Source organism: Thermobifida fusca NBRC 14071 = JCM 3263 (assembly GCF_001592045.1).
Classification (GTDB): Bacteria; Actinomycetota; Actinomycetes; order Streptosporangiales; family Streptosporangiaceae; genus Thermobifida; species Thermobifida fusca.
On the sequence record NZ_BCWB01000005.1, the window covers coordinates 85,730 to 100,451 of the forward strand.

The following is a 14,722-nucleotide window of genomic DNA, read 5'->3' on the forward strand; positions in this document are numbered from 1 at the left end:
TTCGGTGGTGGCATTGCGCGAACCCGTCCGATACTGCGATGCGATCCGGCTTTTGGGTGCCGACGATCCGGACGTGGTCGAGTTGATCGACCAACTTGTTGCTGACGAAGCCACTGACCTTCTCGCCGCGCGCACCGAACTCGTAGGGTTCACCCACCAGGCACTCAACCGCTTGGACCGGGAAGCCCACCTGCTCACCCGGGTGGAGCGCACCCGCTACATTGCCGCCGCGCACAGCGCTATCGTCGTCACCGCGTTCTTCGAATCCCTCGACGACACAGAACTCCCGTTCCGGTTGGACAACGGGCTGGACGACGCTGCCGCAGGCGTAGCGGACCGCAAACGGCTCGGCGAGTTCGTGGCGCTGCTGGTGGCGTCCGCGCCGCCGCTCCCCCGCCCGCAGCGCAGCACCGCCGACGGGCGGGCCCGGGTGCGCCGCTTCTACCTGCGCCGCTGCAAACAGTTGCCGTCGGTGCTGCGCGGCATGCCGCTGTGGGAGGAGCTCGACGAGTCGCAGCGCAGAGCGATTACGGAACGGCTCGGTGCTTCGCTCGCAGACCGGTGTGTGCGCCGCTATGAAGAACTGCGGGACAAGCTCGCTGCGAGCTTCCCCGAGTTCGGGGCGTGGGCGAGCTTGTCGATGGTCCGGGCTCGCACATCGGTGACGGACGTGCCTATAGGGCTGTCCCGGTTGCAGCACCGGTTGCAGTCGATCAGCACGGGGCGGGTGCCGAGCGCGGTGCGGGGCGCACTGGCCCGCGCCCACGAGGAGCGGCTCAACGTGCCGCCGGTCCGGCACACGGGCGGCACCCATATCCCCCCGCTGTCCATCTCCTACATCAACCCGTGTTTCCGGGTCACTGAGATCACCGCGCACGCGCGTCCCCACGATGCGGCGTGGTGGGAGGAGCACACCGAAGTCCGCGACGATCTCGCGGAATTCCTGCTCGGGTATGTCACGTCCCCCCGGGCTCTCACCCATCCGCTCATCGTGGTGGGGCCGCCGGGGTCCGGGAAGTCCGCGTTGGCGTCGGTGCTGGCGGCGCGGCTGCCCGACAGCGATTTCACGGCGGTGCGGGTCAGCGGCCGCAACCTGCCCGCCGACGGGTACGACCGGGTGCTGGCGGACCGGTTCGCTGAAGCGTTGGCGGCGGCCGGGGGCGGCAACTGTGATGCGCTGCCGGTGCTGATCCTCGACGGGTTGGAGGAGGTCACCACCCGGTCGTTGGCGTCCCGCAGCGACCTGTTGGCCGGTGTGACGCGGTTCCAGCGGGAGCGTGCCGCGGGCCCGGACCCGGTGGCGGTGGTGGTGACCTGCCGTGACTCGACGGCGGCACGGATGCGGTTCCCGTTGGGGAGCGTGGTGCTGCGGTTGGAGGATTTCACTGACGCGCAGCTCGCCACCTGGTTGTCGATCTGGAATCGGGTGAACTCCAGCTACTTCCACCACCACGGGGTGGCGTCTTTGGACTGGGAGACGGTGGAGGCGCACTTCCCGTTGGCGCGGCGTCCCCTGTTCCTGCTGATGTTGGCCCTCTACGACGGGGTGGGTAACGCGTTGCGCCGGGTGAATGCGCCGCTGCGCGAAACCGCGTTGTATGAGCGGTGGCTGCGTATGCTCGCCGACTCCACGGACCGGGCGGATCCGGTGGCGACCGAGCGGCCCGCGGAAGCGGAAAGCGACCCGGAAGTCCGGTCGGGGCGGATCGAACAGGCACTGCTCACCGCGTCGTTGCTCGCATTGTCGCTGTTCCACCGGGGCGGTGAGGTGGTGGACGGGGCGACGGTGGCCGCGGACCGGGACGCGCTGGTGCGGTGGCCGCCCCACTATGCGCGGCCGTTGGATCCGCTGCGGTTGCCGTGTGTAGGGGAGACTCCTCCGGCGGAGGGGGCGCCGACCGGGTTGGCGTTCACCGACCCGGTGCTCGGCGACTACCTGGTGGCGCGGCTCGTCGCTGAAGAGCTGGCGGAGCTGGCTGAGGCGCGGATGCGGGAGTTGCGGTCGATCCGTCCCGCGCCGGTGGACGACTCGTTCCTGTACGCCCTGCTGTCATTTACGCCGCTGTCCGTGTCCGGGGAGGTGCTCCGGTTCCTTGCGGACCGGTTGCGGTTGCTGGCCCCGCATGTCCGTGACGAGCTGCGGCTGGTCTTGGCTGAGCTGTTGCGGGAGGCGGGACGGCACCGGCGGGAGGCGCACTACGGCGGCTACCGTCCTGTTGAGTTGGGGGCGGCATGCCGGGACGCGATCTACACCGCGAACCTGCTGCTGGTGCTCATGGGGGTGCACGGCGGGGCGGTGCCGCTGCGGGAGCTGTTCGGGGCGGGCGCGGTGCGGCGGTGGCGGTCGCTGGCGCACCTGTGGCGGTCCCAGTTGCCGCCGGAGCAGTGGGCCAGTCTGGCGGAGTCGCTGCGCGTGCACGAGGACAGCCGTGGCGGGCTGGTCGTCTACCCCTGTGAAGGGCTGCCGCTTGACCCGGATCCGGGGGCGCAGACCTATCTGGGTGAGGTGGCGCGGGATGCGGCGCTGCTGGCGGACAGCGGCACCCAGCAGTTGCTGCACGCCTTGTCCCCGCTGATCCGTTTGTTCGGCGGGGATGTGACGGCCCGTGCTGCCGGGGAGGTGTCGGACGCGTACGCGGTGCTGGCGTTGGCGTTCACCGCGGCGGAGACGTCGGACGAGGACTTGGTGTCCTACTACGATCGGGCGTTCTCTTTGGCGGCCATGCTGGATTCTGATAACCGGCTGCGGTTCATCGTGTTCCTGCTACGGCAGTTGCGGGGGCACACCCACCGGTTGGGAGCGCGTCTGGTGCCGCTCGTGGCCCGGTATGTACGCCCGGTGGGGGTGGCACGGAGTGCGCGGGCGTCGGTGCGCCGGTTGGCGGAGGAGCACAACGAGCATGTGACGGCGATCCGTGACGTGCTGGCGGGCCGCTGGTGACCCGAGTCCCATCCCGGTCACGGTCGGTGAGCGTGGGGAAATAGTTCTTCCGGACGGTAGTGGCGTGGGAGCGGCCGCTGCTATTTCTGATACGTCACTGTGTGGGATCGCCGAGAAAGAGGATGCCGTGGACCCCGAGGACGTGTTCGAGCTCGCTGAAGCCGTGGTCGAAGGCGACACCGAGGAGATCGTTGAGGAAACCTTGGAGATCCTCTTCGACGTCGACCTGTAGGTCGCGGGCGTGGTGACGGCCCCGGGAAGCCGCTTCCCGGGGCCGTCACCATGCCCGGGGCGAGGTCAGGCGGTGGATACTGCTCGCTGGACGAGCTCCGGGAGGACGGTTTCCACGGGGTCGCGGAGGACAGCGTCGGCCACCTCGTCGTAGGGGGTGGGTTCGGCGTTGATGATCACGAGTCGGGCGCCGTGTTCGCGGGCGATGTCGCACAGGCCCGCCACCGGGTGGACGGTGAGCGAGGTGCCGACGGTGAGGAACAGGTCGCAGTCTTTAGCAGCGGTGATGGCGGCGTCCAACACGTCCGGGTCGAGACGCTGCCCGAAGGAGATCGTGGCGGCTTTCTGGATGCCGCCGCAGGCGAGGCAGCGGGGGTCGGATTCTTCGTCGAGGCGGGCGAGCACGTCGGGGGTGGGGACGCGCCGGCCGCACGACAGGCATTCCACTTCGTGGATGGTGCCATGCACTTCGAGGACGCGTTCGGGGGCTAGCCCGGCTTTCTGGTGCAGGCCGTCGATGTTCTGGGTGATGACGGCGAGCAGCCGCCCGGTCCGGTCCAGGTCGACGAGGGCCCGGTGGGCGTCGTTGGGTTCCGCGGTGAGTGCGGGACTGTCGCGGCGCATCCGCCATACTTCGCGCCGCACGTTGACGTCGGAGCGGTAGATGTCGATGTCGAACATGGCGGCGGCCCCCGGGTTGCGGGTCCACAGGCCTTGAGGTCCCCGGAAGTCGGGGATGCCTGAGGCAGTGGAGATCCCGGCCCCGGTGAGCACCGTCGTCCGCTCGCTTTCGGCGAGCCATTGTCCGACGTCGCTGATGTTCACGGTGGCAGCCACGGCTTTCCCCTTCGTGTCGAGTGGGACCGCGCGGTTCGGTGGCCTCGGCTGGGGGTCAAACCGAGGCCCGGTGATGGTCTGGTGCGGGTATGCCGATCCCACCCTAGTCGCGGCCAGGCCGTGCTCGTGCCACAGTGGGCTGCTTGGGGACACCGCTCCGCCAAACATCCCAAACATGACAAAATCAGGCCCCATATGAAACAGCCGCCGCACATTCTCATGGTCAACGGGACGAAGATTCAGCGTCCCGTCTTCGTGTTGGGCGCACCCCACTCCGGGGTGGATCTCATTGCCCGCGCGTTGCGCAGTGTTCCCGGGTTTTACGTGGGCGGGGGCCATCCCACGGTGATGGAGGCGGTGCATGCCGTGGCGCGACAGCCGTCGATGGTGCATACCCGAGAGTCGGGGACCGCTGTCTTGCTGCGGGACGCGTTGGCGGAGTCGTGGATTCTCACCCCCGCCACGTGTGTCCGCTGCCGCGGGTTGGCGGTGTCCCCGCGGGAGGCGGTGGAGCCGTGCCGGCATGCCGCGGAAGCCCACCGTTACGGGGATGCGGGCCCGGACCTGCTGTACAGCGCCACCGCACTGGCGCGGGCGTTCAGCGATGCCGTGTTCATCCAGGTGATCCGGGACGGGCGGGACGTGGTCGCGGACATGTTGGACGATGAGAGTCAGCTTGCGTGGCTTCGTCCCGGAATCGCCAACGTGGACGAGGAGTTCCCCCACCCGTTTTTTGGGGTGGAGACGGAGGAGGAGCGGGAGGAGTATCCGAACCTGTCGTTGGCGGCCAAGTGTGCGCTGCGGTGGCGCAGCGCGGTGCGGTTGTCGGCTCGGCTGCGCGCGGAACTGTCCACGGACCGGTTGATGACCGTGCGCTACGAGGAGATTCCTGGCAAAGAGATCGAGGTCGCCCAACGCTTGTCGGAGTTTGTGGACGCGCGGGTGTCGGCCGTGGCGCTGGTACGCACGGACGATGACGGCACCGGGTCGTGGCGGACCCGGTTGGACTCCCAGCAGCGCGCCGACGTGGTGGCGACGGCCCGCCCCGAGTTGAGTCGGCTCGGCTACCTGTGACCTGCGGCGGCCGTCGGCGGGCGGGCCGCATCGTGTTTTCTTCGCTGCGCACCGGTGCTCGCCGTGGGCTTGGCCGTGGGGTGACGGTTGTCACGGCACGCCTCAAGCGGGGTGGAGTGCCGTGGTGAGCAGCGCAGACACCGGGATTCCGCCTTCCGTTACGGGCGATATCTCCCACTTCACCAGACTTGTCCTTGTGATGTGTTTGTGACCTGATGCTGGGGGCATGGCGAGTGACAGGTACGGATAAGGCGGTCTTGTCCGCTCCGCCGAGGCTGTGCCTCATCGGGAGGACAGCGGCACCGGCCCTCTCACCGGGGCCGCCGTCGGAGCGGTCCTGCTGAACCAAGCCCGCGATGAGGAGGTCGACATGACCACCAACAGCACAACGGCACGCCGCCGTAGCCCCGCCCACCGGCGCGGTGGGGTGGTTCGACCCCCTGCGCCCCAGTCCCGCCCCACTGGACAGGCGGAGCGGCTGTTGGCCGCACTGGCCGACCATCAGGACGATGAGGAGACCAGTGCGCGGATCCGTGACGAACTGGTACGGCTGTACATGCCGCTCGTCCGCCGTGAGGCGCGCCGCTACCGCAACCGCGGCGAACCCATGGACGACCTCTACCAGGTCGGCATGCTCGGCCTGATGAAAGCCATCAAAGGCTTCGACCCGTCCTATGGCAAACCGTTTGTCGCCTACCTGCTGCCCATGGTCACCGGCGAGTTGAAACGGCACTTCCGGGACACGACGTGGGCGGTGCGCGTGCCGCGCGTACACCAGGAGCGGCGCAGCGAACTCAACCGGGTGATCGCCGAGTTCACCCAGAAACACGGACGCACTCCCACCACCCGGGAGATCGCGGACGCTTTGGAAATGGACCTCGAGTCCGCGATCGAACTGATCGACGCGTCCTCGGCCTACAGTGCGCTCTCCTTGGATACGCCGTTCGGTGACACCGAGGACGAGTCCGCGCTCGGCGACACGCTGGGGGTGGCCGACGGCGACTTGGAGACCGTGGTCGACAAGACGTCGCTGAAAGACGCGTTGGACCGACTGCCGGAGCGGGAACGCCGCGTGATCCTGCTGCGGTTCTTCGGCAATAAGACACAGAGCGAGATCGCTGCTGACGTGGGCCTGTCCCAGATGCACGTGTCCCGCCTGCTGTCGCAGACCCTGCGGCAGCTGCGCCGCGAGCTCCTCTCCTAAGCTGCTGCGGCCGCCTGGTCTGCGCCGTGGGACATCCGGGTGCGGATGTCCCCGCGGCAGGGCCGCCCCTGTCATCTGCCGAGGCGCTGTGCGTCCCGGAAACGCCAATGGCTATCGTTTCATCCGAACGCTGTTCGGATTCCCGTGGCGTGGGAGATCCAGACAGCGGGCCTACACGGATGGACCGCAACAGGGGTGGCAATGTCGGAGCTTCCGGGACCGGTGGCCGAGGCGCTCACAAGGCAACCCGACAAGGGAAGCACTCGGGTAGCGGGCTGTGACATTTCCTGGCTGTCGTGGGGCGACCCGGACCGGCAGCCGCTGGTTTTCCTGCACGGCGGCGCCGCACACGCATGGTGGTGGAGTTTCACCGCCCCACTGCTTGCCGACACCCACCGGGTGGTCGCCGTGGACTTGTCCGGCCACGGCGACAGCGGCCGCCGCGACGAATACCGTTTCGCGTTATGGGCACACGAAGCGCTCGCCGTGGCCCACGCGGTAGCGTCCACTACCCGGCCCGTGCTCATCGGCCATTCCATGGGCGGCATGGTGACCATGTTCGCCGCCCAGCAGCCAGACGCTGACCTGGCAGGAGCGATCGCGGTCGACGCACCGCTCCACCACCGGGGCGGCAGCGCCCACCGCACCTACGGGCGGCACCGCCGCTACGCCACCCGGGAGGAGGCCGTAGCCCGGTTCCGGCCGCTTCCCGAACAGCCGACAGCCGAACCGCGTCTCGTCCGCCACGTCGGCGAACACAGTGTCACCGACACGGGAGACGGGTGGACGTTCAAGTTCGACCCGCGGATCTTCGCGGACGGGCAGGCGGACCGCCCCGCGGACCTGGGGGCGGGCATGGACCGGGTGCGCTGCCCGTTCGGGGTGATCATCGCCGAACACGGCGTGGTGTCCGCAGAGGACCGGGAACGGCTGGCGGCTTTCGTGAAAGGCGGCCCGCAGCGCCCTTCCTCCTCCTACCTCGAAATCCCCGGCGGCTACCACCACCTGATGTTCGACCGCCCGCTGGAACTGGTCGACGCGATCCGGCAGCTCGTCACCGCGTTCGACGCTGAACCCGCAACCGGATAGAGGTCAGCGGATGTCGCGGCGGCGCCGGGCCCGGGCAAGAACCGCCGGGGCGCCATGGCGGGCAATACGGACCGTGAACACGACACCAGCCAGGAAAATAGCGGCCGGCACCGCCATGATCAGGACGAGGACAGCGAGTTCCGGAATTCCGAGTGCTCCCATGAGGCCATCCTAAATGCGGCCCGCCCAGATTCCCGCTAACCCCGGCCTTTCCCCGCCCTCTGCCGCGGCGCCCCGGCGGAAGGCTAATAACCGGAAAAGCACGAGCGCAGCACCCGGCTCCACCGGTTGGCACCCATCACCGGGTTGACCACGGCTATAGCCGCCGCATACTTGCTGAAACTCACCGCGCGCACCCCGTGGCAGTGCAGCAGCCGTTCTGTCGCGGTGATCCCACGGCGGGTCTTCACCTCCAGCAAGACCACGTCGTCCCGCATCCGCACCTCCTGCCCGGCATGCCAACACACAAGCCCCGTGTCGCAGGTAATGCGTTCCGTCCCGGACAACGCCACCAGGGTGGTGCGCTGGTAGTCGGTGACCGCCACAGCGGTGAGGGGCCGCGGGACTGCGGCCCCGTAGTCGTACAGCACCTCGCCCAGAAAACGGGCGGCGGCAGGCGTCAACTCGTCCGGACGCCCGTCGTGCGGGGTGCGCCGCTTGTCCGTCACCCCCCGGGCGCCTTTCAGCTTGACTTCCAGCATGGTCAGCCCCGAGTCCAGGTAGCTGCGGGTGCGGATCTTGAACCGGCGGCGCCGCTGCTGCCGGTGCTGGCGGAACGTCACCAGGTCAGGCGTGTCGAAATAGGTGGAAGAGTAGCGGAACGCGGTACGCCCCTCCTCGCACAGCACCCCGAAGTCGTGCGCCAGGTGGCCGACGAGAACCGGCAGCAACCGGGCAGGGACCACGTATTTACGGCAGGAGCGCAAAGTCAGCGACGCCAAAGCGTTGACCTCGACAAGAGACAGCGGACGCAGCGCGGCCGCGTCAGCCACCGCCGTCACCGCGCCACCTCTTCCACCAGACGGGACGTTTCCCGCTTCGCTTCGGAGCCGGTGGCGTGGAACCGCACGTCCACCACCATGAGGTCGCGGACATAGTCCACTTCCAGGACGGTGAGTGCGCTCACTTTCCCGCCGAGGCGGTGCTCCAAGTCGGCGCGGAGCATCTCCGGGTTGCGGTGCACCACGTCCAAAGTGACCGTCTGCCTGCGGGTGCGGGCCAGCATCCGCGGATGGTCGGCAACAAACACCGCGACCAACAGGACAACAGTGAGGCTCACTGCCATCACGGGGATTTCCCGGCCCAGCGCGCCGACCAGTCCCAACGCAAGCGCGGTGAAGTAGTAGGCAACCTCGGTCTGGGTGACCGCGTCCGACCGCAACCGGATGATCGACAGCACCCCGAACAGTCCAAAGCCCACCGCAAGGCCCACTCCGACGGTCATCATCGCCGCCATCGCCGCAAACACTCCCACATTGAGGGCGATGAAAGCGAACAGCAGATCCCGGCGTCCGTGACGGCGAAAGTAGAGGCCATAGCTGAGCAAGACGACGGCCACCAAGTCGACAGCGAGCGCAAACCAGATGTTCATGGCTCCGATGCTGAGCACCCGCCGTGAATTGATCATGAGCGGTTGATGAGGAGTTTTTCATCAACCGCCAAGCCGGTATCCCATGCCGCGGAGGGTTTCGATCCGGTGGGCGCCGATCTTCTTCCGCAACGCGCGGATGAACACGTCGACCACGTTGGAGCCGGGGTCGTAGTCGTAGCCCCACACGTGGGAGAGAATCTGCTGGCGGGACAGCACCTGGCCTGGGTGGCGGAGGAACAGTTCCAACAGGGCGAACTCGCGGGCCGTCAAGTCGACAGTGGCCTCAGGGGTGGAGGCGCGGCGGGTGCGCAGATCAAGGGCGAGGTCACCGGCGTGGAGCACGGTTGTTTCCGCGTTGTGCGCGCTCCGCATACGCAACCGGATACGGGCAAGGAGTTCTTCGAAGCGGAACGGTTTAGTCATGTAGTCGTCGGCACCGGTTTCCAGACCGGTCACCGTGTCCCGCACACTGTCGCGAGCAGTGAGGATGATGATCGGCAGCTGGCTGCCTTCCTCACGCAGCCGGCGCAGCACCGTGAACCCGTCAGCGTCCGGCAGGCCCAGGTCAAGAACCATGAGGTCGAAATTGCCGGTGAGCGCATAGTCGATGGCGGCGCCCGCGCGGTCCACCACGGTGCTGGTGAACCCGTTCGCGTTCAACCCTTTGCGGACGAACGAGGCGATGCGGTCTTCATCTTCGACGATCAGGATGCGTGCCATATGCCCGTGCTCCTTTCATCCACGGGGAGGATGAGGGTGAACGTCGAGCCGCGTCCCAGCGCCGAGTCCAGGTGGACTGTGCCGCGGTGGGCTTCCGCGATCGCGCGGACGATAGCGAGCCCCAACCCGGCGCCGGGACGGTGAGCGCGCGGACTGCCGGCGCGGGCGAACCGTTCGAAGATGCGCTCCTGGTCTTCGGGGGCGATACCGGGGCCGAAGTCGCGAACCCACAGGCGGACGGTCCGGCGGCCGCCGTCGTCGGTCAGGGAAGAGCCGAGGACGATCGTGTCCCCCGAGCTGCTGTGGCGGACCGCATTACTGGCGAGCTGCACCATGGCTTGGGTGATGCGCTGCGGGTCGACACGGATGATGCCTTCCCCGATCTCGTCGAGCCGCCAGTCCCGGTCGCCCAGGGCACGCACTTTAGCGTCGATGTCACTGGTCAACTCGGCGAGAGAAACGTCTTCCACGCGGAGGAAGTCGGGGCGTTGCGCTTGAGCAAGCACGAGGAGGTCTTCCACGATGCGGGCCATGCGGTCCAGTTCGTCGGTGACCAGCCGCACGACTTCGCGGCGCTCGTCCGGATCGTCCCCCATCAGTTCCAGGTGGCCGCGCACGATGGTGATAGGGGTGCGGAGTTCGTGGCTGGCGTCGTCCACGAAGCGCCGCTGGGTGGAGAACGCTTCCTCTAGCCGGTCGAGCATGGCGTTGAACTGTTCAGCGAGCGCGGTGATGTCGTCGTTGCCGGTGACGTCGATCCGGCGGGTGAGGTCTTCTTCAGTGATCTGCGCGGCGGTTTGGCGGATGAGACGCACCGGGGCGAGGATGCGTCCAGCAACCCACCAGGCGGCGCTGCCCGCAGCAACAAGCCCGGCTGCACTGACCAGCAGGAGGAGACGCAGGAACCGGTGGACCTCTTCCCGGTCGGCGTCGACGAAGTAGCCGGTGACAAACCATCCTTCGGGTGCGTCCACCCCCTCGGGCGGGCTGACGCGGATTTTGGCCCAGCGCAGCGCACCTTCAGGGGTGTCCACGGTGCCGCGCCCCGTGGGTGCGGTGAGGATGTCGGCCAAAGCAGCCGGGTCCGCGGAGACGTCGAAGAGGGGCTCTTGTCCTTGACGGACACGACCGGTAGGCACGGTGGCATCGGGGACGTCGTCGACGTAGCCGAAGATGATCTCGTGCCGGTCGGGGTATTGGCGGCTCAAGTGGGCGCGGAACAGGGTGTCGAGGTCAGTAAAGCTTGCGCCGGTGCGGGGGTCCACGCCTGCGGCAGCGAACTCTTCGAACTCGGCGATCTCCTGGTCGAGTGCCCGGTCAACCCGTTCGCTGACCTCGGTTTCCAGGGTTTGCCAGACGATGAAGTTCACCAAGACCAGCACCGCGGCCATCAGGAGGACGACCCACGCCATGATCCGCACCCGGGCGGGGATGCGGAATGGGCGGCGCGGCTGGGCGGGTTCAGTCGTCATCGTCGTCGCCGTCGTCATCATCATCGTCGTCATCGTCGTCATCGGTGACGGCGGGGGGAGGTGCTACCACGTCGTCTTTGGTTGCTTCCACTGACTGTGGCGGCGACGGTTCCGGGGCGGGCGAGACACTGCGGGAGGGCGCGGATTCGCCCACGACAACCTGGCCGGGTGGTTGCGGCGGTGGTTCGGCACTGGATCTCAGCCACAGCAAGGCCGCAATCACAGCCCACACCACGATGAAGGAAAAACACGCGAGGAGGACACCTCGGTATATGGCTTTCATGTCTGCCTATCGTGGTGCGCATGCCTTGAACCACCATGAAACAGAGATGAGGCTTTTTTCATCCTCGCAGGTGAGGACGGGCCTTAGGGGTCTTTCCCCGGGTTGTGGCCGATTGTGACACGGTGGCTTCCGACACGCCGGGATTGACGGCAGCACAAAACCGTCAGCGCGGGGATGCCATGCGCAGACGATGTTGGATGGCGGTTCGAAGGCGAAGCGGGAGCGGCATGCCTAGGTGCGGACTGTGTTGGAGTGCGGGAACGCCTGGTTTTCCCGAGGACAATGGTGTGCCCGCTGTCGGCGTCACAGCGGGCACAGGGAACAGGGATGCTGGTGGTCTGTTGCGTGAGGACGCTGGGACCGCACCGCTACGGGGTGGTGTCGTGCGGCTGCGGTCACTCTTTTCGGCGCACAGCCAGCGCCTGTGCGACCGCAGCGGCCACTGGCGCGTGGGCGGTCGCGTAGTCGTCCGCCGCGGACTGCACGTCGCCTAGTTCTTCCTCGAGGAGCAGGAAGGACGGCACTGGGGTCGCAGCGCCGAGTTCAGCGAGGATCGGGCGGAGGGCGATCTCTGCCAAGTGGCGGTGGGCGGGTGCGCCCGCGATGGCCACCGGAATCGCCACCACTCCCTCCAAGCCACCGGAGGGGATGGTGTCGAGCAGGAGTTTGAGGATGCCCGTGATGCTCCCCTTGAAGGTGGGGGTGGCGAGCAGGAGGATGGTGGACGATTGCACGGTCGCCACCGCTTCAGCAGCCTCCGCGGACAGCGACCAGGGAACCAGGAGGCCTGACGCCAATTCCGCCAGGTCGATGGTTGGCGCGGTCTCCGCAGGTGTTCCGCTCTCTGCAAGGGTGGTAGCAAGCGCGTTGGCAAGGCTTTCCGCGGCGAGGCGAGTGCGGGAACCAGCCCTGGGGCTGCCGACGACGGTGACGATGCGCAGTGGTTGGTGGTCTGGTGTGCCGTGTGCAGTCACGCTGTCTCCTCAGGTGTCTCGGGGTTCCGGCTCGCTTCCCCGCTGAGTGCCTCGGCAGAGGTGTTCGGTGCTTTCCACTCCCTACCCCCGTAAAACAAATCTTTGTTCAAAGACGTTGGTCGACACGCCCCGCACAAAAAGCGACAGACCGAAAGCCCATTGATACTGCAACTGACGCGCTCCCGTCCCAGAAATCCATGGAGTAAGACTCGGCGGGCAGCGTCAACAAATATTTGTTCTTTACGCCGGGCTTCGACCGTTGCCACTAGGCACGTACCAGCAACAACACACGCCGCTACTGTTGTCAGTTTTAAATTCGACAGGAATGTTTCCCCAAAACAAGAAATGACTTCACCTCAAGGAGCCATTGCCTATATCCCCCCCACATGACGTGGCCGACGGCTCTCTTCGAGTTCGCTGACGACGCTCGTACCTGCCCCATGGCAAGGAAGACAGTCGTCGGCGCCGTCAATCCGCACTGGCGGTACGTACCGCGGATTACTGCGAGTGGTATGGCAGTGTGGCTGTCGGCCCTCCCCCTCATGGACACGCGTCTGCTTGGAGCGGATCGCGCGGGGAAGTCCTTGCGGGCTGTGGAAGAAGTTCGAACAGGCTCATGCCTGGTGGGTCCAGCATGGCTGTCCAGAAGTGTCGGGGTTCGGGTTGACGGTGGGGCCGCGGAGTCATGTGGTGTGGCCCGGTTATTCAGGCGGCCCTCATGTCACCATTGAGGGGACGATGCTCGGGAAAACGGTCTAGAGTGTTGTGTGCAGCGAAGCTGCCCACAATCCAGATAACGAGGAGATAACGCCTCGCAAAATTGCAGGTCATCTTCGGTGAGCCCCACGCACGTGGGGATGGACCGAGTACGGCAAAGAAGCGGCCGAGATTGCCGGCGTGAGCCCCACGCACGTGGGGATGGACCGCTGCTGGAGGTCGCCGCCGAGGTTCGCCGCGGCGTGAGCCCCACGCACGTGGGGATGGACCGCAGATGCTGAGACCTCCAAAATCCGGCTACGAGTGAGCCCCACGCACGTGGGGATGGACCGTCTCTATCCGGTGCCGCAGGTCAGCGGCGATCCGTGAGCCCCACGCACGTGGGGATGGACCGCGGGATTCTCCGGATGGGCAGGTCAACGGCACGTGAGCCCCACGCACGTGGGGATGGACCGGCGCTAGCGCCACCTCTAGAGGGTAGGGAAGCGTGAGCCCCACGCACGTGGGGATGGACCGGATGGTGCTGTTACGTAGGGTGACCTTGTAGGGTGAGCCCCACGCACGTGGGGATGGACCGCGCTCGACGACGACGAGGGGTGAGTGACGCCAGTGAGCCCCACGCACGTGGGGATGGACCGCCCATCGACTTGGATGCGCCCATCGTCAGCGTGTGAGCCCCACGCACGTGGGGATGGACCGAGGCCACGGTTTTGGAGGGGATGCCGGACTCGGTGAGCCCCACGCACGTGGGGATGGACCGATCATCAGAATCATTTGGATCACCGTGACGATGTGAGCCCCACGCACGTGGGGATGGACCGCGGCCTAGGACTGCAGGTTGATCTGCCGACCCGTGAGCCCCACGCACGTGGGGATGGACCGCCTCACCGAACGCAGCGCTTTGACGGCAAGCTGTGAGCCCCACGCACGTGGGGATGGACCGACCTCGACGACCCCGTGCAGGGCGACATCGAGGTGAGCCCCACGCACGTGGGGATGGACCGTTCCTGAAGGATCTCTGCCGTGCGCTGTTTATCGTGAGCCCCACGCACGTGGGGATGGACCGCAGCAGGCCATTACCCCGCATGAGCGGCGGACGTGAGCCCCACGCACGTGGGGATGGACCGCGTTAGCGGAAATGTTCGATTCCGCCGCAGACGTGAGCCCCACGCACGTGGGGATGGACCGGAGAACTTGAAATGACTGCTCGGCTCGGGCCCGTGAGCCCCACGCACGTGGGGATGGACCGCTCTGGTCGGCGCTGGCCACGGTGCGGCCGTGCGTGAGCCCCACGCACGTGGGGATGGACCGATCATGTCTACGGCCAGCGGCCCGGCCAGGGGGTGAGCCCCACGCACGTGGGGATGGACCAGCGGCCTGAAAACACAAACGCCCCCGCCCGGCCGTGAGCCCCACGCACGTGGGGATGGACCGGTCACCGGAGTCTCACCGTGGGATCCCCCAGTCGTGAGCCCCACGCACGTGGGGATGGACCGATTTCATCAAAAATGATGATCTAAGGTCCCACGTGAGCCCCACGCACGTGGGGATGGACCGACTTCGTCTTCCGGGAACCAGCGGCCCGGATT

At 67.0% G+C, this 14,722-nt stretch carries 12 protein-coding genes and 1 CRISPR repeat array; of the genes, 4 read left to right on the plus strand and 8 right to left on the minus strand.

The genetic code is table 11. The features are described 5' to 3' along the window. Nucleotides 1-7 precede the first annotated feature (7 nt). Nucleotides 8-2,941 carry an NACHT N-terminal helical domain 7-containing protein gene (locus TF1_RS01025; protein ID WP_255266120.1) on the plus strand — a complete coding sequence of 978 codons (2,934 nt, stop codon included), beginning with the start codon at nt 8-10 and terminating at the stop codon, nt 2,939-2,941. Between the two features lie 297 nt (nt 2,942-3,238). Here the strand turns inward: TF1_RS01025 and TF1_RS01030 are convergent, their stop codons facing one another. Then, nucleotides 3,239-4,009 (minus strand): SIR2 family NAD-dependent protein deacylase, encoded by a 771-nt coding sequence (locus tag TF1_RS01030; protein ID WP_061783531.1) that lies wholly within the window; start codon nt 4,007-4,009, stop codon nt 3,239-3,241. Nucleotides 4,010-4,204: 195 nt separating this feature from the next. Between TF1_RS01030 and TF1_RS01035 the strand changes: the two genes are divergently transcribed. From TF1_RS01035 to TF1_RS01045, 3 genes are all read left to right on the plus strand, one after another. Continuing rightward, nucleotides 4,205-5,083 carry a sulfotransferase gene (locus TF1_RS01035; RefSeq protein ID WP_011291769.1) on the plus strand — a complete coding sequence of 293 codons (879 nt, stop codon included), beginning with the start codon at nt 4,205-4,207 and terminating at the stop codon, nt 5,081-5,083. Between the two features lie 370 nt (nt 5,084-5,453). Next, nucleotides 5,454-6,287, plus strand: a complete 834-nt coding sequence (locus TF1_RS01040) for an RNA polymerase sigma factor SigF (RefSeq protein ID WP_104612988.1) — start codon at nt 5,454-5,456, stop codon at nt 6,285-6,287. A gap of 201 nt (nt 6,288-6,488) precedes the next feature. Further along, the gene (locus TF1_RS01045; protein WP_011291767.1) at nt 6,489-7,376 is read left to right on the plus strand and encodes an alpha/beta fold hydrolase; all 888 of its coding nucleotides are present in this window, start codon (nt 6,489-6,491) and stop codon (nt 7,374-7,376) included. 3 nt (nt 7,377-7,379) lie between these two features. Here the strand turns inward: TF1_RS01045 and TF1_RS16220 are convergent, their stop codons facing one another. From TF1_RS16220 to TF1_RS01070, 7 genes are all read right to left on the minus strand, one after another. Next, complete coding sequence (locus TF1_RS16220; RefSeq protein ID WP_169803302.1) at nt 7,380-7,538, minus strand: hypothetical protein; 159 nt, start codon at nt 7,536-7,538, stop codon at nt 7,380-7,382. A gap of 83 nt (nt 7,539-7,621) precedes the next feature. After that, nucleotides 7,622-8,377: a polyphosphate polymerase domain-containing protein gene (locus TF1_RS01050; protein WP_061783532.1), complete on the minus strand. Its 756-nt coding sequence runs from the start codon at nt 8,375-8,377 to the stop codon at nt 7,622-7,624. Continuing rightward, nucleotides 8,374-8,967: a DUF4956 domain-containing protein gene (locus TF1_RS01055; RefSeq protein WP_370492582.1), complete on the minus strand. Its 594-nt coding sequence runs from the start codon at nt 8,965-8,967 to the stop codon at nt 8,374-8,376. The genes TF1_RS01050 and TF1_RS01055 overlap by 4 nt, the downstream gene beginning before the upstream one ends. A 60-nt stretch (nt 8,968-9,027) precedes the next feature. Continuing rightward, nucleotides 9,028-9,687 carry a response regulator transcription factor gene (locus TF1_RS01060; protein ID WP_061783533.1) on the minus strand — a complete coding sequence of 220 codons (660 nt, stop codon included), beginning with the start codon at nt 9,685-9,687 and terminating at the stop codon, nt 9,028-9,030. Further along, the gene (locus TF1_RS01065) at nt 9,672-11,180 is read right to left on the minus strand and encodes a sensor histidine kinase (RefSeq protein ID WP_394296558.1); all 1,509 of its coding nucleotides are present in this window, start codon (nt 11,178-11,180) and stop codon (nt 9,672-9,674) included. The genes TF1_RS01060 and TF1_RS01065 overlap by 16 nt, the downstream gene beginning before the upstream one ends. Continuing rightward, nucleotides 11,149-11,442 carry a hypothetical protein gene (locus TF1_RS15680; protein ID WP_081430407.1) on the minus strand — a complete coding sequence of 98 codons (294 nt, stop codon included), beginning with the start codon at nt 11,440-11,442 and terminating at the stop codon, nt 11,149-11,151. Before TF1_RS15680 ends, TF1_RS01065 begins: the two co-directional genes overlap by 32 nt. A 395-nt stretch (nt 11,443-11,837) precedes the next feature. Next, nucleotides 11,838-12,416, minus strand: coding sequence for an NADPH-dependent FMN reductase (locus TF1_RS01070; protein ID WP_011291762.1), 579 nt, complete (start codon nt 12,414-12,416; stop codon nt 11,838-11,840). Between the two features lie 836 nt (nt 12,417-13,252). Then, nucleotides 13,253-14,690: direct repeats of the CRISPR family, unit length 29 nt; unit sequence GTGAGCCCCACGCACGTGGGGATGGACCG. Nucleotides 14,691-14,722: the final 32 nt, after the last annotated feature.

Bases quoted from the DNA above. Each gene is read 5' to 3' on its own strand.
- TF1_RS01035 (WP_011291769.1), top strand. From the start codon at position 4,205: ATGAAACAGCCGCCGCACATTCTCATGGTCAACGGGACGAAGATTCAG.
- TF1_RS01040 (WP_104612988.1), top strand. From the start codon at position 5,454: ATGACCACCAACAGCACAACGGCACGCCGCCGTAGCCCCGCCCACCGG.
- TF1_RS01045 (WP_011291767.1), top strand. From the start codon at position 6,489: ATGTCGGAGCTTCCGGGACCGGTGGCCGAGGCGCTCACAAGGCAACCC.
- TF1_RS16220 (WP_169803302.1), bottom strand. From the start codon at position 7,538: ATGGGAGCACTCGGAATTCCGGAACTCGCTGTCCTCGTCCTGATCATG.
- TF1_RS01055 (WP_370492582.1), bottom strand. From the start codon at position 8,967: ATGAACATCTGGTTTGCGCTCGCTGTCGACTTGGTGGCCGTCGTCTTG.
- TF1_RS01060 (WP_061783533.1), bottom strand. From the start codon at position 9,687: ATGGCACGCATCCTGATCGTCGAAGATGAAGACCGCATCGCCTCGTTC.
- TF1_RS01065 (WP_394296558.1), bottom strand. From the start codon at position 11,180: ATGATGACGACGGCGACGACGATGACGACTGAACCCGCCCAGCCGCGC.
- TF1_RS15680 (WP_081430407.1), bottom strand. From the start codon at position 11,442: ATGAAAGCCATATACCGAGGTGTCCTCCTCGCGTGTTTTTCCTTCATC.